General features: G+C 33.1%; 12 protein-coding genes and 1 riboswitch. Of the genes, 7 read left to right on the top strand and 5 right to left on the bottom strand.

All coding sequences use genetic code 11. The annotated features are described in order from the left end of the window. Window positions 1-79: 79 nt before the first annotated feature. On the bottom strand, window positions 80-1,087 hold the full coding sequence (locus tag RAH41_RS11575) for a LacI family DNA-binding transcriptional regulator (RefSeq protein WP_331222633.1): 1,008 nt from the start codon (window positions 1,085-1,087) through the stop codon (window positions 80-82). A gap of 459 nt (window positions 1,088-1,546) precedes the next feature. On the opposite strand from RAH41_RS11575, the gene RAH41_RS11570 reads away from it, so the two are divergent. From RAH41_RS11570 to RAH41_RS11560, 3 genes are all read left to right on the top strand, one after another. Next, window positions 1,547-2,968, top strand: a complete 1,422-nt coding sequence (locus RAH41_RS11570; protein ID WP_331222632.1) for an aldehyde dehydrogenase family protein — start codon at window positions 1,547-1,549, stop codon at window positions 2,966-2,968. A gap of 222 nt (window positions 2,969-3,190) precedes the next feature. After that, window positions 3,191-4,495 carry a 4-aminobutyrate--2-oxoglutarate transaminase gene (gene gabT / locus RAH41_RS11565; RefSeq protein WP_331222631.1) on the top strand — a complete coding sequence of 435 codons (1,305 nt, stop codon included), beginning with the start codon at window positions 3,191-3,193 and terminating at the stop codon, window positions 4,493-4,495. A gap of 148 nt (window positions 4,496-4,643) precedes the next feature. Further along, window positions 4,644-6,038, top strand: coding sequence for an amino acid permease (locus RAH41_RS11560; protein ID WP_331222630.1), 1,395 nt, complete (start codon window positions 4,644-4,646; stop codon window positions 6,036-6,038). A 238-nt stretch (window positions 6,039-6,276) separates the two neighbouring features. On the opposite strand, the gene RAH41_RS11555 is transcribed toward RAH41_RS11560, so the two are convergent. The 4 genes from RAH41_RS11555 to RAH41_RS11540 form a co-directional block, all read right to left on the bottom strand. Beyond that, complete coding sequence (locus RAH41_RS11555; protein WP_419471595.1) at window positions 6,277-7,329, bottom strand: NAD(P)/FAD-dependent oxidoreductase; 1,053 nt, start codon at window positions 7,327-7,329, stop codon at window positions 6,277-6,279. 278 nt (window positions 7,330-7,607) lie between these two features. Next, window positions 7,608-8,195 carry a xanthine phosphoribosyltransferase gene (locus RAH41_RS11550; RefSeq protein ID WP_331222629.1) on the bottom strand — a complete coding sequence of 196 codons (588 nt, stop codon included), beginning with the start codon at window positions 8,193-8,195 and terminating at the stop codon, window positions 7,608-7,610. 103 nt (window positions 8,196-8,298) lie between these two features. Next, window positions 8,299-8,400: riboswitch (purine riboswitch) on the bottom strand. A gap of 73 nt (window positions 8,401-8,473) precedes the next feature. Beyond that, window positions 8,474-9,040: an HD-GYP domain-containing protein gene (locus RAH41_RS11545; protein ID WP_331222628.1), complete on the bottom strand. Its 567-nt coding sequence runs from the start codon at window positions 9,038-9,040 to the stop codon at window positions 8,474-8,476. A gap of 33 nt (window positions 9,041-9,073) precedes the next feature. Continuing rightward, on the bottom strand, window positions 9,074-10,507 hold the full coding sequence (locus RAH41_RS11540) for a BglG family transcription antiterminator (protein WP_331222627.1): 1,434 nt from the start codon (window positions 10,505-10,507) through the stop codon (window positions 9,074-9,076). Window positions 10,508-11,657: 1,150 nt separating this feature from the next. Between RAH41_RS11540 and RAH41_RS11535 the strand changes: the two genes are divergently transcribed. The 4 genes from RAH41_RS11535 (at window position 11,658) to RAH41_RS11520 (ending at window position 17,581) form a co-directional block, all read left to right on the top strand. Next, entirely contained in the window at window positions 11,658-11,888 is a 231-nt protein-coding gene (locus RAH41_RS11535) for a heterocycloanthracin/sonorensin family bacteriocin (protein ID WP_331222626.1), read from the top strand. Window positions 11,889-12,094: 206 nt separating this feature from the next. Beyond that, the gene (locus RAH41_RS11530) at window positions 12,095-14,041 is read left to right on the top strand and encodes a putative thiazole-containing bacteriocin maturation protein (protein WP_331222625.1); all 1,947 of its coding nucleotides are present in this window, start codon (window positions 12,095-12,097) and stop codon (window positions 14,039-14,041) included. Then, complete coding sequence (locus RAH41_RS11525) at window positions 14,038-15,981, top strand: TOMM precursor leader peptide-binding protein (RefSeq protein ID WP_331222624.1); 1,944 nt, start codon at window positions 14,038-14,040, stop codon at window positions 15,979-15,981. Before RAH41_RS11530 ends, RAH41_RS11525 begins: the two co-directional genes overlap by 4 nt. A gap of 25 nt (window positions 15,982-16,006) precedes the next feature. After that, window positions 16,007-17,581: a SagB family peptide dehydrogenase gene (locus RAH41_RS11520; protein ID WP_331222623.1), complete on the top strand. Its 1,575-nt coding sequence runs from the start codon at window positions 16,007-16,009 to the stop codon at window positions 17,579-17,581. Window positions 17,582-18,406 lie beyond the last annotated feature (825 nt).

Raw genomic sequence — 18,406 nt, 5'->3', positions numbered from 1 at the left:
AAATAAATGGAGCTAAAAATAGGAGACGTGAGTGATACACGTCTCAAATTACTTGTTAAAATAGTTTCAAATTTAAAATCTATTTTATTCTAGGTTTTCCAGTAGATCGTCGAACAATTAAATGAGGTGTGATTGTAGTTGTTACGGAATTTAATTGTTTGTTTTTATTTTCAATCAAATTAATTAGATGTTCCATAGCCAGATTTCCTAGAGACTGACTTAAATGAGTTCCCACTGTTGTTAATTGAATAGATGCATGGGCAGAAAACTCGATATTATCGATTGCACCAATGCTGATATCTTCCGGTATTTTAAAGCCTTTATTAAGTAGGAAATCTAAGCAAATTAATGCAATAGCATCCGTCGCAGCGACTATGGCTGTTGGAAATTCAATACCTGAAAATAGCTCCTTACAGGCTTGGACAATGGATTCTATAGTTGTATCGGTCGTTTTTATCCAATCCTCACGTACTGCTATTTTTTGTCTATTAGCCTCTTTTTTAAACCCTTCTAAACGACCGTGAAAAGTAGATGCTTGTAGCGGTCCACCTATATACGCCAGATTTTTATGACCTAAATCAATCATATGATTTGTTATTAGTTCGCCGGCTTTTACGTTATCAATCTCAAAATAGTTTGTCCCACACGAATGCTTCCGGTTGAAGGTCACATACGGTTTGCCTTCCAAACTTTCTAATACGGGAAAAATAGAATCATTCATTAAAATAGAAGACATTATGAATCCATCAACAGGGGCGCTTAATACTTGGTTGTAAAGCATTTTATCGTTATCTTTATGGAAAAATACGAGTACGTTATATCCTTTTTTTGCTGCGATTGATACAATCCCTCGAGTAGATTCTTCATAAAATGGATCATGAGTATGTCCTGTGATTAACGCAATCATATTGGTTTTCTTTTTTACGAGATTTCTAGCATTCAAATTCGGATGATAGTTTAATTCTTTAATGGCTCTCTCTACTTTTTCTACTGTAGATTGTTTAATATTTTTAGAACCATTTAATACACGAGAAACAGTAGATTGAGAAACACCAGCTAGCCTCGCAACATCGTGTGAAGAAACCAAATAAATCACTCCAAGCTCATATAATATAAAAATTTTAAAATAATAGTCAATTAATTAAAAAAGCAATAAATACGGTTTTAGGCACTAAATCTTATTACCCCCAAAACAACATAGTTTTTGGAATTTTCTAGGTACTATTTTAACATTATAGCAAATAAAATCGAATTTGATTAGAAGTTTTGTGTAAATTAATGATTTTTTTGCATACGTATTCATAGTAATTGAAATGAATATGTAGATTAGATTTAGATTCTTGCTGATAAAAATTTTATACAAATCGAAAGCAATCTTATTGGAACAAATATACAATTACAAATAAGCACTACTAATTAGTGAATATAGATAAGTTTTCTAGATAGGAGTTAAATATTTACAAAATGCTAAAAAATAAAAATTGTTTGACAATTAACGAAAACGAAGCTTATTATTAATACGTATTCATAAGATTTGGAGGGAAACATGAGACAGAATATTTGGATTAACGGACAATACGTGGAAACAGAAAATTATTCAGAATTACTTTCTCCTTATTCACAAGAAAAAATTGCAGATATTGCAATGGCGAATAAAGTACAAACCCAAAATGCAATTCAAGTTGCTTATGATTCTAAAGAAGTAATGGCTAAAATGCCTGCTCACCAACGAGCAGCCATTTTAGAGAAAGTTTCGCAACTTCTTGAAGAAAATTTAGAAGAAGCTGCAAGAGTAATTGCTCTCGAGTCGGCTAAACCACTTATCTTTGCCAAAGCAGAAGTAATAAGAACGATAGAAACTTATAAATTTGCATCAGAGGAAGCAAAACGAATTCATGGAGAAACAATCCCTTTTGATGCGGCAGTTGGTGGTATTGGAAAAATAGGCTACACCGTTCGAAATCCAATTGGAGTTATTGGTGCAATTACTCCATTTAATTTTCCGATGAATTTAGTTGCACATAAAGTGGGACCAGCTATTGCTTCTGGGAATACCGTGGTATTGAAGCCAGCTTCACAAACACCACTTTCTGCATTTTATATAGCAGATTTGTTTAAAAAAGCTGGTCTACCGGATGGCGTATTAAATGTTGTTACAGGACCAGGAAAAGTTGTAGGTGACGCTATTGTAGAAAGTGATTTAGTTAGTATGGTGACATTTACAGGAAGTTCCTCTGTTGGAATTGCGCTTCGAGCAAAGGCAGGGCTTAAGAAAACAACACTTGAACTAGGTTCAAATGCGGCATTAATCATTGATGAGGCTATTGATGTAAAAAAGGTTATTGATCGTTGCTTAATGGGAGCATTTTCAAACCAAGGGCAAGTATGCATCTCTTTACAACGTATATATGTACACGAAAAAATCTATGATGAGTTTGTTTCACAGTTCGCAAAAAGCGCTAGCAAACTCAAACTAGGTGACCCTCTAGATCCTGAAACATATGTTTCATCTCTTATTTCATCAAATGACTTGGACCGTGCTTTAAGCTGGATCGAAGAAGCAAAAGCACAGGGTGCGACTATTGCAACGGGTGGCAAAACGCAAGGCAATATTCTTGAACCTACAGTGATTTTAGATGTAACAAATAACATGAAAGTATCATGTAACGAAGTTTTTGCTCCTATTGTTTCAATTTGTAAAGTATCTTCGGTTGAAGTAGCAATTGATGCTGTGAATGATTCTCGATATGGTCTGCAAGCTGGAATTTACACTAATAGTGTTGTTAATGCACTAAAAGCAGCGGACGATCTGCATGTAGGAGGCGTAGTTATTAATGATGTACCTACGTTCCGTGTTGATCAAATGCCATATGGAGGTGTAAAAGAAAGTGGTACAGGACGCGAAGGATTGAAATATGCAATTGAAGAGATGACTGAAATGAAACTCGTTATTTGGCACAAAGGATAAATTTTCGACATTATCTAAAATGGTTTCATTTTTATGTGTACCGTTTAGCTTTACCGTTTTTTAGACGGTACACATTTTAACTGTGTATAGGTTTCTCATACTGGAAGGTGAAATAAGTGTATAGGCAGTTATACATATTACTATGATTAGCTCGTAATTAATTCAGTAATTGAAAAAACAAACATCGTAGAAAAATTTTTATAAAAACGGAGGAATCAAATAATGATTAAGCAACTATCCACAAAAGAATGGCAAGAAAAGCGAGATAAATACGTTGTAAAAGGCGTTAGCAATGGAAATCGAGCAGTTGCAGTAAAAGGCAAGGGAGCTACATTATATGATTTAGAAGGTAATAAGTTTATTGACTTCGGTGCAGCTATAGGAACCATTAACGTAGGGCATTCACACCCGAAAGTAGTAGCAGCCATCCAAGAACAAGCAGAAAAAATCATTCATCCTGGCTTCAATGTCGTTATGTATCCATCATACATTGAAGTTTGTGAAAGATTATGTAAAGCAACTCCGGGAGATTTTGCAAAAAAAGCTATTTTATTAAACAGTGGTGCTGAAGCAGTTGAGAATGCCGTGAAAATCGCAAGGAAATATACAAAACGTCAAGCAGTTGTCACATTTACTCGTGGATTTCACGGACGTACTTTAATGACGATGACAATGACGAGCAAAGTAAAACCATATAAACTTGGTTTTGGTCCTTTTGCACCTGAAGTATATCAAGCACCATATCCATATATGTACCGTAAGCCAGACGGTATGACTGATGAGCAATACGAAGCAGATGTTATTGCACAGTTTAACCAATTTTTTATAGCAACTGTAGCACCAGAGACTGTAGCGTGTATTGTCATGGAGCCGATTCAAGGAGAAGGTGGATTTGTAATACCGCCAAAATCATTTGTAAAACACGTACGTGAATTTTGTTCAAAACATGGCATTGTGATGGTGGCAGATGAAATTCAAACTGGATTCGCAAGAACAGGGAAATTATTTGCGATGGAGCATTTCGAAGTTGCAGCTGATCTAATGACGGCTTCTAAATCTATCGCAGGTGGTATGCCACTAAGTGCTGTTATTGGTAAGGCAGAAATAATGGATATAGCAGATCCGGGTGAATTAGGTGGAACCTATTGTGGAAATCCACTTGCGTGTGAAGCCGCATTGGCAGTATTAGAAGTCATTGAAGAAGAAAAATTGTGTGAAAAAGCAGAATGGATTGGAGATGTACTTGAAAGCCGTGTGAGAAAGTGGCAATTAGAGTATAACTTCATTGGAGAATTCCGTCGTCTAGGAGCAATGTGTGCAGTAGAGATTGTAACAGATCAAAAATTAAAAACACCGAATAAAGATCTTACTACAAAAATTGCAAAAGCAGCAAATGAAGCTGGGCTTCTATTACTTACTGCAGGTTTAGATGGAAATATTATTCGCTTTTTAAGTCCACTAGTAATTACAGAAAATGAGTTAAACGAAGGTCTTGCTATTCTAGAAAACGTATTATCTAATTGCTAAATTTTGTTAAACTGATCATTGATTTTCATATGTTCAAACTTTATAAAAGTAACGTCCAAATGTGTAGATTAATAGGACTTGCTCGAGTCTTTTACTGCAAGGTTTTTATAAATTCTTTTATATTAACGGAAAAAAGGATAGGGTGAATATGGAGAAACAACACAATGGTTTACAACAGAATCTAAAACACCGTCATATTCAAATGATTTCAATTGGTGGAATTATAGGGGCAGGTTTATTCGTAGGTAGTGGGAATGTTATTCATAGTGCGGGTCCATCAGCAATTGTTGCCTATTTAATAGCAGGATTACTAGTTGCACTACTAATGAGAATGTTAGGAGAAATGGCTGCTGAGAACCCAGTTAGTGGTTCGTTTTCAACGTATGCAAAAGAGTCGATTGGCCCTTGGGCAGGATACACGATCGGTTGGTTGTATTGGTTTTTCTGGTTAATTACAATTGCAATTGAAGCGATTGCAGGTGCAAATATAATGAATTCTTGGTTCCCAAGTATCCCATTATGGGGATGGGCTTTAATTCTTACATTTGTACTTACACTTACTAATATTTTATCAGTGAAAACATTTGGAGAGTTTGAATATTGGTTTGCGATTACAAAAGTAGTGGCGATTTCAGCGTTTATGATATTAGGTCTTGCAATTTTATTCAAATTAATCCCTACGATCCAGTCTCCGGGACTTTCAAATTTGACACAGCATGGCGGATTTTTCCCGAAAGGTATAAGCGCAATATTAGGTGGTTTTATGACAGTTATGTTTGCGTTCTTTGGGTCTGAAATTGCAGCAATTGCTGCTGGAGAATCAAAAGACCCTCAAAAATCTGTTGTTACTGCCATTAATACTGTTGTTTGGCGTGTAGCATTGTTCTACATTGGGTCAGTATCTATTTTAGTTTTATTAATGCCTTGGGATGATGCAAAATCATTAAGTAGCCCATATGTAACGTTGCTTAACAATTTAGGGATTCCAGGAGCTGGAACAATCATGAAGGTTGTTGTACTATTTTCAGTACTCTCTTGTTTGAATTCAGCACTTTATACGAATTCTCGAATGCTTTATTCTTTGGCGCAGCAAGGAAGTGCTCCGAGAATCTTTACAAAAGTAAATAAAGGTGGATCACCGTATTGGGCGGTATGGGCAAGTTCAGCTTTCGCCTTTCTAGCTGCAATTTTTAATTTTATTTCACCTGATAAACTTTTTTCATTTCTCTTGAATGCATCAGGTTCAATTGCGCTTCTAGTGTATATTGTTATTGCAGTATCACACGTAATTAAGCGAAGACAAGCTGAAAAAACGGGAAAAATGTTACGTTTAAAAATGTGGGGATTCCCATATGTTACTTACGTTACTATACTAGCGATGATCGTCATCTATTTTTCGATGTACTTTATGGATGATCTTCGCTCTCAGTTCTATTTAACTTCATTAATTACAGTTTTAGTGATTTCTTCCTTCTTTATTTTTAAAATTGGAAAAAAAGAAGAAGTTGATACAAACAGCAGGCGGACTAATATACCAAGTTGATGATTAAAGGAAACAAAAATTACAATTGTTATGAAAGCACTAGTGATTAAATACATTAGAGAATTCAAAAAGCAGACACGGTATTGATATTATCCCCTTATAGTAGACACGTGAAAAAGCCTATCTGATAAAATGGATAGGGCAGTCTGCTATAAGGGGATTTTAAATTCATATAAACCAATCTCAATCTAATCTACATAAGTTTATATAGTATAACATGGAAAAGAGAAGTTGTTTTCTAGTTCATCATCTGTTTAATTAAATCACGATTTCGTTGTTTAAACACTTCATTATGAGATGAAACCATTGCTGATCCACTAGCATCTGGTTGGATATATTGCTTTGCTTTATTAACAGCATTAGCAGCATCTTGAAATGCGCCAGCAATTAATTGTAACTTTCCTTCATGCATTAAAATATCTCCAGCTGCATAAATCCCTTCAATCGAAGTTTCACTCGTTGTATTTCCTTTAATATAGAAATCTTGAATCAATTCTACCTTTAATTCACTGTTATTTAATAAAGAAGTATCTTGCTCATAACCGTGGTTAATGATTACTTCATCAATTTCCAAATGAGATATTTCACCAGTTTCATTATTTGTCAGTTCAACCTTTTCTATTTCTTCATGGTTTTCACCAGCAATTAGTTTCGTAATAGATGTATTGAAAAGACATGCAACTGAACTATTCATTAATTGAGAGACTTGTGCTTCATGTCCCTTTAACGCATCTTTTCGATAAGTTAAATAAACTTTCTTAGCAATTGGCTCTAACTCGTTGGCCCAATCAATTGCAGAGTTACCACCACCCGAAACGATTACAGTTTTATTTTGGAAATGTTTAAGTGATTTTACTGTATAGTTTAAATTTGAAACTTCGAATCTTTCTGCACCATCTATTTGAAGCTTAGTTGGATTTAATATTCCGCTCCCAACTGCAACAATAACTGTTTTAGAATAATGATTTTGACCTGAAGCTGTATGTAAAACAAAAAAACCATTATCGTCACGAGTAATCGTGTCGACTTTTTCATTTAACACAACAGTAGGATCAAACGTTAATCCTTGTTGAACAATTTGTCCGATAAATCGCTCACCAGGGATTGGTGGTTGTCCTCCTACATCCCAAATCATCTTTTCAGGATAACAGTGAACCTTACCACCTAATTCAGATTGAAATTCAATTATTTTTGTTTTCATTTCTCGTAAACCACTATAAAAGGCAGAGTAAAGTCCAGCCGGACCTCCTCCGATTACTGTTACATCAAAAAGATCGTTCATGTTGTTCATTACGTTCTCACTCCAGAATATTCTGTCATTGATTATCATTCTCAGTAAAATATAAACCATTTTTGCGAAATTTTCAACGATTTCACTGAAAATTAATATTGACAATAATAGTAAATAGACTTATATTACCTAGTTTATCAATACCACTTAATATTGGAATTCTAAATGAAGGGAGGTCCGTTTATGGTTCGTTTAGTTAATCCTAAAAAAGGCTTAACTAATAGAAAAAGACATTGTGAACAACTAAAAATCGTTCAAACAATGTCTTTTTTTATTTTTTAAACAGTTAATTCTTCATTGAAATATTTAATTTGTCCGTCTTTTAAAGATTGAATACGAGCTAGAGATTCAACTCGATAACCACGATCACGCAGAATTTTTCCGCCATCTTGGAAAGATTTTTCAATTACGATTCCAAAGCCAACTGTTTCTGCTTTTGCTTGTTCCATAATTGAAAGTAATCCAAGAGCTGCCTTTCCGTTCGCTAAGAAGTCGTCTATTACTAATACTTTATCGCCTTCGTCTAACCATTTATGTGAAATTGAAATTTCATTTTCTTCTTTTTTTGTAAATGAATATACTTTGGCAGTATAAACATCTTGCTGCATTGTGATTGACTTTTTCTTACGAGCAAAAACTAGAGGGACATTTAAAGCAAGTGCTGTCATTAGCCCAGGTCCGATACCTGAAGATTCTATCGTAACTACTTTTGTTATTTTTTCTCCAGAAAATAAACGGGCAAATTCTTCCCCAATTTCTTTCATTAAAACAGGATCCATTTGATGATTTAAGAAAGCATCCACTTTTAATACATCATTTGCTAAAACGATTCCTTCTTGCTCAATTTTTTTTAGTAATAATTCCATAATGATCCCCCTTAATCTAAACAAAAAACTCAAAACATGTACTTCACTGTATAAAATGAGTGAAGTAACACATTTTGAGTTTTTGATTCGCTAGAGCTAACATGTCAGATGTGTTACCACTCATAGTCGGTAAATTTACGGTTAACCGGTAGAAACTTGTGAGCCATATCCTCACTATTATACGAGTGAAATTTATAATTTTAATGAAACTATAACATGTTAATAGATTCTGGTCTAGCAATTAATAGGTGTAAATTATTAGCATTATTGAATACTACTTAATTCAGTTTACAAATAAACTTAGTGAATTCCTTTATTAAATCCTGGTCATAAATGATACCACTTTGTTTTTGAATTTTTTTTAACGATAGATCAATTGAACATTTTTTTCTATAACAACGATCATGGGTTAGTGCATCAAAACTATCAATTATTCTTATTACTTTTGAATTAAAATCAATTTCGTTACTATATAATCCTTCATAGCCAGTCCCATCAATATTTTCGTGATGATAACGAACAGCATTTAATATATCAGTATGATACGAAAAATTTTTTAATAAATCATACCCATAAATTGTGTGATTCTTCATTAGATTCCACTCGAAATCAGTAAGAGGACCTCTTTTTGTAACGATTGAAATCGGTATTTTAAGCTTACCAATATCATGTACATAACCAATAAAATGCAATTGATTCGATTGATGTAAAGAGAGATCTAAATATCTACCAAATTTATACGCCATTTCTCCTACACGCATTCCGTGTAAAAAAGTATCATAATCAAGTTGTCTTAATAGTTCAACTAACTCATTTGTGACTAATGTTGACCTTTCTTTTATCATAAAATCACCTTTGAATACTTATTCAAACTAAATTTATTTTAATAAATGGGCAATATGATTAATATCGCGCTGTGAAAGAGTAGAACTAATTACTACAATTGGAACAATTTCTATATCAATTTGAAAATCAGCAATGATAAAGTCTAAACATAATTCACTAACCGTTTCAGAACTCAGTTCTCCATTTTGGAGTTCAACAAATTGTATTTTATCTCTAAATTCTTTTATTAGTTTAGTAGTTATATACTGTCTTACACCATAACCTTCACTACTTAGCAGTAGTACCCTTTTTTTTACTAATGATAATTTAATGATGATTGCTTGAATATTTAATGTAATTTTAGCAATTACTTCATTATTTACTTCTGGGTATGAAAAGTAATTGCACCAATTGCGAAATACAGTTTTTACTTTATTAAATAACTCCGGATATCGCTTTTTAACATATTCGGAAATGAGAGAAGACCGATCAATTCTACAATTTAAAAAAAGAACAAGGGAAATGGATTTAAACTGTTTTTGAAGAGTGAGAATAAAATCGTGATGATCATGTAATGTTATACTAAGTTTTTTTTCGAGCATTGTAACGAGCTGGTGTAATTCTATATATTGTCTTTCTGATTTATTATGATAGCTATTTATAATTTCATCTGGAGGTTCATTATCGCTAGAAAAATAGGGGAATGCAGATATCATTATAGAAAGAGCCTTTCGTTCATTTAATGGAATTGATACTTTATAAATGTTTTCTAGCTGTAAGCATATATCAGTTGCAACTGAAAAAAAATTTGAATTCTGAATATTGTTAGAAGGATTTAAATCCAATTGTATATCTCGATCGATTCTTTGAAGCATCGTACCAACATAATAAATATATTTATATATAGTAGGTGGAAATAAAAGTAAATGATGTTTTTCAGCTGACTTTGTAACTACTTTTTTAATAATAGAAAACGATAGAGAATCATAAGGCCAATTATTTGTATGGGAATATAAACCATACAATACATCACAACATAAGATTCTTTTTTGAAACTCATTACCTACGATTTCAAGTGGTGCACGCTTCAAACTTAAATTATACGACTTCAATAATTTGTCTACTCGTTCGAGAATTTTATAAATAGTATTGTGATGCGTATATAAGACTTTTCCTAGATCACTAATGTGTTCAATCTCTTTTATTAGAATAAACATGATTACCTGAAGCGACATAGAGTTCTTAACAAAAAGTGAACGAACTTGATCCAGCGATGAATTGATTGGATTTTTGATATAAATACCTTTTCCTTTTATCGTTTCAATGTGCCATCCATTTGGGAATATTGCATTGATAATTTGTATATCAGTTCGAATCGTTTTCTCAGTACAATTTAAATAGTTAGCAAGCTCCTCCGTTTTGAACCATTTTTCTTGACTGCTTAAAATATCGATCAAGTGCAATCTTCTTAAACTCGCTTTATCCATCTCATCTCCTACTTTGATCTTGAATAATATTTTTACTAACATAAATAAACGAACTATTTTTGTGATAACAATCACAAAAAGTGTTGTTGAGATAATGTTTTCAAAATTATTTTAAACTTAGATGATGAATAAGGATATGATTATTTTTACCGTTAAAAACGGTAATAAATATTTTTAAAACAACAATCACCTTTTTTATAACGAAGGTCATACACCATTTAATGAAACTTTATATATTAACTTTTTTTACCTATCAAAACGGTAAAAAAGAGCATTTGAAACTTTAATAAGCACGGCTATAATTTATTTTGAAAAGGAACTCGTTTAATTTGTATACGGATTTGATCATAAATGTTGCTCTAATTGGGGAGATGAGGAGGGAAATGATGGGGATAGTGTTACTTTTTTTTATCCTAGGAAAACTTTTGCTAGTTCAGTCTATGTTATATAGCCGAATTACTTTGTCAGGATTATTATTTAGTATTTTTATTATTGCTTTGCTATATTTACTTCCAATCTTTTTAAAATTTAATAAAAGAGAACGATCAATTGGTTATAGTTTTACTTCGCTAGTGGTTGGAACTATATTTTTAATCTGTACTGTTTATGAAAGATATGCTGCTTTTTTATATTCTACTGTTAATCAAACAGAAGAAATCTCCTCCAGCACAATATTCTCGTTTTTTATGATAGGGGACTTACTATTCATTTTTGATTTTCTTTTATTCCTATACCTCTTACTATTTAAAGTACATAAAATAAAGCTAGCGAAATTAATTTTTGGAAAAGTAATCAGGAGAAATTAAAGAGAAACTAAAAAGAATGTATTATCATATTCACCTCTTAGAAACATTAAACTTAATGAAGATTAAGGAATACTGATTTTAATCATGAAAGAGTAAAAAAAATGAAAGACGTACGAAGAACCTCACTTTTGATGTGAGGTTTTTTTGCACTTTCAATCAGTTCATAATCTTACGAATGAGTAATAAATTGGGCAAGTGAATCGGTAACAATGCCCAAGTCCTCAACATATTTTGTTGTTGAGAGTCTGCGTTTTAGTAGATTCAAATTAGGGAATCGTATTTATTTTATTTAAGTACGTTATGGTTTTAATCGCTTTCAAATTTTATGTCGGAGGTTAATAAAAATGTATGATTTTCAAAGAGAGCTTCAACAATTAAACGTTGATCAGTTTCAAGCTAGTCAAGTAGTTCCATGGGATTATAATCAGTATCAAAATAACGATGCTCGAGTTTGCTTTGCATGCTTTTTCCCTATTTTTAGCTGCTTTGGTTGTGGAGGCTGTGGAGGCTGCTTTGGTTGTGGAGGTTGCGGAGGCTGTTTCCGTTGCGGAGGCTGCGGTCGCTGTCACCGTTAAATGTAATGTTTCATAAAAACTATTTGTCAATGTGACAATTGGCCCTTACTCATTTTAGTAGGGGCCATTTATACATTTTTATTAGTTTTTGGCAACGGCTATCAAGTTAGGTTATGACATAAGGAGTACATAATATACATAGGATTATGAAGAAAGTATTTATGAAATTTAATGTACAACTCACTGTATCGAAGGGGTTGAAAAGGATGTCAAAATTGAATCCATCTGCACGTCTAAAGATTAATCGAGATACTTTTTTTGTACCTGATTCAAATGGAGGTGTTTATTTTAGGAATAACTTAAGTTCATTTCGAATGGAAGGTGCATCTGTTTATCAGTGGATTGAAAAGTTACTTCCTATGTTTAACGGTGAACACTCATTAGACATGTTAACAAATGGTTTACCTGACCAATACCGAGAAAGAGTATATGAAATTGGTGAGATTTTATATAAAAATGGCTTTGCAAGGGATGTAAGTAAGGATCATCCACATCAATTATCTAAAGATATTTTAGATAAGTATGCAAGTCAAATTGAGTTTTTAAATTGTTTTGGAGAGTCTGGTTCATATCGTTTTCAAACTTATCGTCAATCCAAGATATTGGCAATTGGTTCTGGAACAATTGTCACTTCACTAGTTTCAGCATTATTAGAGTCGGGACTAGCGAAATTCCATCTTTTAATAACGAATACTGAAAGGACAGATAAAAAAAGAATTAAAGAAATTGTAGACAACGCACGGAAGACAGATTATGAAGTAGAAGTTGAATTAATTAAGAGAAAGAAGCTTTCATTACAAGAGATTGTTTCTACTTTTGATTCGATTTTATACGTTTCAGAAGATGATCATGTTTATGAGCTGAAAATGCTCAATGAGATTTGTAAAAGAGAGAAAAAAAGATTTATCCCAGCGATTTCTTCGCAAAAAATCTGTATGGCCGGACCAATAGTGACTTCAAATTCTGAAGCTTGCTTCGAGTCGGCGTGGAGAAGTGTACATCAAAACATACTCTGTGAAGAAGGAGCCAACCAACATTTGTCTTCGATTACATCAGCAATGTTAGCAAATATAATGGTGTTCGAGTTATTTAAGGATATTACAAAGTCACGAGAAACAGAAAAGAATAATCAGGTTTATATTATTAACCAAGAGACACTAGAGGGCAGTTGGCACACATTCTCTCCTCATCCACTAGTGAATGGAAAAGCGAAAGCTAAAATAGTTCATAATTTTGATGAAAAGTTAAAGGAAAACAAACCTAGAGGAGATCAACGTAAGTTATTAACTTACTTAGGTCAGTTTAATTCACAAGAAACAGGATTATTTCACGTTTGGGATGAGGGTGAATTAAATCAACTTCCATTAGCTCAATGTCGGATACAAGTAATAGATCCTCTTACAGAAGGTCCAGTAAAACTATTAACGAGTACAATTTGTACTGAATTAACTCATGAAGAAGCACGAAGAGAGGCGGGACTTACTGGAGTTGAAATGTATGTATCTCAAATAGCGAATCAACTTATTAAGAATTCTGATTCTGATGTTGTAGAGTGTATTGAACCTGGGGAATACATCGCAATCGCTACTGGTCAAACTTTTTCAGAAAGTATTTGTAGAGCATTACAAAAATATTTGTCTGAAGAGCTTAATAAACAAACGGGTGATCATAAAAATCATATTCAAGAAATTAAAGCGATAAAAATTGAAGATGATTGTGCTCAATTTTATTTACAAACATTAAATACAATATATGAATCTCCAAAAATAGCATTAGGAAAAGAGATTTGCGGATTTCCGGTAGTCTGGATTGGTACAGAAAATGGCTGGTATAGAAGTGTTGGTTTAAATAGAACAATTGCCTTACAAGATGCATTAAAACAAGTACTTAAGGAATCACAAAATAAAACTCCACTACTTGCATCAACTGCTATCCAGACTTCATCAATTATATTGGAATCACAACAAGTACCTGAAATGACCATCCCTGAATTTAATCGTGCTGTACATTCAGATTTATTAGCCACGGCTATTGAAATCTTAAAACAAAATAAGATGGAAATACTAACATTAGAATTTATGCTTGAATCGATTAATGTAGATGAACTAGCGGGAGTTTATGGTGTCTTGTTAAGAGAGGTGAGCTCGATTTGAATTCAACGGTTACCATTTTTGGAGAGGGATTATTAAGTAAATACACATCAGAAATTCTTTTAAATAAATATAAAATAGTTCATCAGAAAGATTTAGAGTTAAAGGTTTCTGAGGATACTAGTTTAATACTTTTTTTGGATGACGCATGGAACCCTAAAGTATATGAAAAAGCAGATGAAATTTTTAGAATAGGAACTGTTCCATGGCTACGTGCTTGTGTTTCATTTGGAGAAGGTGTAATCGGACCTTTAGTACATCCAGGGAAAAAAGGGTGTATAAAGTGTGCCGATTTTAGACGTTTAATGGCTGGTAGAGAACGCAGAGAAATGCTAGAAATAGATCATCAGTTATTAGAAGGTAATGGAGTACCGGATGATGTATGGGGTACAAGAACGGGGCTTTTACAAATGGCTTACTTAATTGCTGCTGAAGTAGAAAAATTTATGAACGGTAAAGAAACTCGTCTAGAGGAACGTATTTTTTTACTAAATATGAAAACATTCAAAAGCTCTAATCACTTTTTTTTACCAAATCCTTTATGCCCAATTTGTGGTGAATTAGAAGATGATACTTCTGATTCTGCTATTATTTCACTCGAGCCTAGTATGAAAATTTCTCCAACTAGCTATCGTAGTCGCTCAATGGAAGAATTAAAAAAAGTGTTAGTTAATGACTATTTAGGTCAAAAGACGGGGTTTTTAAATGGAAAGGCATATGATCTATCCACGCCATTTGCAGATGTGGTCGTAAACCTACCGTTACTCCAAGGGGATGAAGGAACAGCGGGGCGTACACTTTCATATGAATCTAGTGAATTAACTGCCATTTTGGAAGGATTAGAAAGGTATTGCGGCCTTACTCCAAGAGGGAAAAAAACGGTAGTACATGATAGTTATAACAACGTAAAAGATTATGCAATTAATCCTGAAATTGTCGGTACTCATTCGAATGAGCAATATGCTTTGCCGCGTTTTCCATTTAAGAAGTTTAATCCTAAACGGAAGATTGATTGGGTATGGGGCTATTCGTTTATGAAGGAAGAGCCGATTCTTGTACCAGAGTTGCTTTCATACTATAGTTTAGGATGCGGACACGGTTTTGTATATGAAACTTCCAATGGATGTGCATTAGGAGGCAGTTTAGAAGAAGCTATATTCTACGGTATTTTGGAAATTGTTGAACGGGATTCATTCTTAATGACTTGGTATGCTCAGTTGCCTCTTCCTCGACTTGATCCAAAATCAGCCAAGGATCAAGAACTTGATTTAATGATTGAGCGCATGCGCTTGGTTGGCGGATATGATCTTCACTTATTTAATTCGACGATGGAGAATGGAATTCCAAGTATTGTTGCCATTGCAAAAAATCGTAAAGAACATGGTTTAAATCTTATTTGTGCAGCAGGAGCACATCTTGATCCAGTTAGGGCAGTTAAAAGCGCAGTTCATGAGTTAGCTGGAATGATGTTAACATTGGATAAAAAGTTTGAAGAAAATTACGCTCAAATTATGAAAATGCTTTTAGATAATTCTCTCGTTAAACAAATGGATGACCATGGAATGTTATATGGTTTACGACAAGCAGAGGAGCGTCTAAAGTTTTTATTAGCTGATAACCGTCCATTAAAGACTTTTGAAGAAGAATTTAAATGGGAAACAAACCATCTAGATTTGACGAATGATTTGAAGGATATTTTACAAGTATTTAAACAATTAAATCTAGATGTGATTGTAATCGATCAAACGACACCTGAAATCAAAAGAAATGGATTATCGTGTGTAAAAGTCTTAATTCCAGGAATGTTGCCTATGACATTCGGCAATCATCTAAAACGATTGAATGGACTTGATCGGGTGTTAAAAGTTCCTTTTAAAATGGGCTATACGAAGAAGCCGCTAAAGCCGGAGCAACTCAATCCATATCCGCACCCGTTCCCGTAGGTGGTGTCCTAGGAGGTCATTTTGGATGAGTTTACAAACATTTCTACACAATCTTCATTTTGATATTGAAAAGGCAAATCAATCGGATTGGGAAGTAGATTGGGAGGATGCCCCACTAACTTATAAGCTTTATAAAGATTTACCTACTATTCCACTTTCTCTTAACGTTCCATTATCCTTAAAAGAAAAAAGGGTCTCATTTAAGCCGAATTTAGAAGAAATAGGCTACTTTCTATGGTATGTATATGGAGTGGCACAGGTTGCTCAAACAGCAATAACTTCCGGTTCCAACGAAATGGTTAATATGATGACTTCAAACCGAAGATTCATCCCTTCTGGTGGAGGATTATATCCAAATGAAGTGTATTTATATCTTAAGTCTGACAAAGTCTCATCAGGGATTTATCATTATGATGTTGTTAGACATTGCTTAGTTTTATTAAGAGAAGGGAATTTTGATTCTTATATATCAACAGCTTTAGGAAATAGATGTCAACTTCCAAAGTGTTTTGGTACTATTTTTATTTCAACAATGTTTTGGAAAAACTTCTTTAAATATAATAATTTTTCATATCGCCTTCAAGGGCTAGATTGTGGTGTGCTAATTGGGCAGATTTTAGAGGTGGCTAAACGTTTTGGGTTTAATGCGGGAGTATATTACCAGTTTCTAGATCAAGCAATCAACCATTTAATTGGCATAAACGAACGTGAGGAAAGTGTATATGGAGTCATTCCACTCTCTATTGAAGAATCTTCTTTAATTTCAAATGATAAAGTAAAAAGTAAAAAATACAATTCTACCGATCTAAGTAAAGAGTTACAAGCTGTTTCACATAAATATTTAGTAAAATCGAAAAAAATTAAAGAGTTCCCGATGCTAATTAAATTGAATAAAGTATCGATGATCGAATCGACACATATGTTTAGAAAAGTTGATGAAACTGTTGATGCATTTGATGGTCGACATCGAATACGATTACCTAAAGTGGAGCGTCTATCTTATGATTTAGCTACTATATGTAAAGAACGGTTTTCACCAGAACTTGATTTTGTTTTACGTCCTGTTAGTCAAATAAACCTAGCAACACTACTTAAAGAGGCAACATCATCCTTCTCATATATAAATGATTTAGATAAATCTTTTAAAGATAATACTAACCGGCCAAAATTATATTTATGTTTGTATAACGTTGAAGGCATTAACAATGGTGCTTATTATTACGATGATCATACCCATACGCTAGTACAAATTAAATTAGGAGATCATCGTATGCAACTCCAATATGGTATGAATGCCCCTACCGTTAATTTATTCCAAGTGCCAATTTGTATACATGTAGTGGGGAATATGGAGCATTTAAAATCGACACATAGTTACAGAGGCTATCGAATCCAACAGATGGAAGCTGGCATAATGGTTCAGCGCTTACTTATAGCCGCATCAGCATTAGGATTAGGGGGGCATCCACTACTTGGATATAATGTAAAATTATGCGATGAACTATACCAATTAGACGAAATACGAAAAACAAGTTTAATTCAAATACCAATAGGCCATTACCGGAATCGACCTTGGCTAAAAGGAAATTTGCATAGTTAATAAAAACTTAAAAAGCTAAAAGCTAAAAACAAGAATACTTTCTGGGTATTCTTGTTTTTTTGAGTGTTGAAATAAAAATATGGTCAGTAGGGAAAACGGACATTAAATGACTTAATGATCATTTTTGTTGAATAAGTTGATTGGAATAGAGGAGTGCTCGAATCCTATGGGAAATGCGGGAAGGCTAAAGATCCCGAAAAGAATCTCGCCCCATGGAAAGCAAGCATCCAAATCAACATCACTCTACTCCTTTTACGAAAATTTGATTATTAATTGACGAGGTAGTTTTTCAACAGTATGACAAGAATACTTTGTAATAGAATCAACCATAACCCAATAGCAGCGTGAGTTAAATACTCAATCGAAATTAATTCGACATACAAAAGTCTCAGAAATTAGAATGAATAGTTCTTTTGAATTAAAATTATATAGGATAATGAAATAAGTTATTATTTAAATATAAAAAAACCTTCCAAAATGAAGGTTTTTTTATTTTAATCTTCAGTTTATAAATTCTTAGATAAATTAGCCTTTTTAGTAAAAATTCTTATTAAAAAATTATGCTTTATGTCTACTGGGAAAATTATATTAAAACAACTTTAAAATTGTTATAAATACTATTTAATAACATAATATATAATTAAAAAAAATGTCAGATTATAAAACTTTTTGTATAATTAAATCGTCTATTTTTAGTAAACCCAAATTTAACGATATTTCTTGTTAGCTTTTGTTTAATCTTAAACGTTGATTATTAGTAGTTTGATTAAAAGAATTCGTGACGATACTAGAATAAAAATAGCTTATTAATCATCAATCAAATAC

Source organism: Gottfriedia acidiceleris (assembly GCF_036421055.1).
GTDB classification, from domain to species: domain Bacteria; phylum Bacillota; class Bacilli; order Bacillales; family Bacillaceae_G; genus Gottfriedia; species Gottfriedia acidiceleris_C.
The sequence above is the reverse complement of the archived record's forward strand: the minus strand, read 5'-3'. Positions and strand labels throughout refer to the sequence as shown.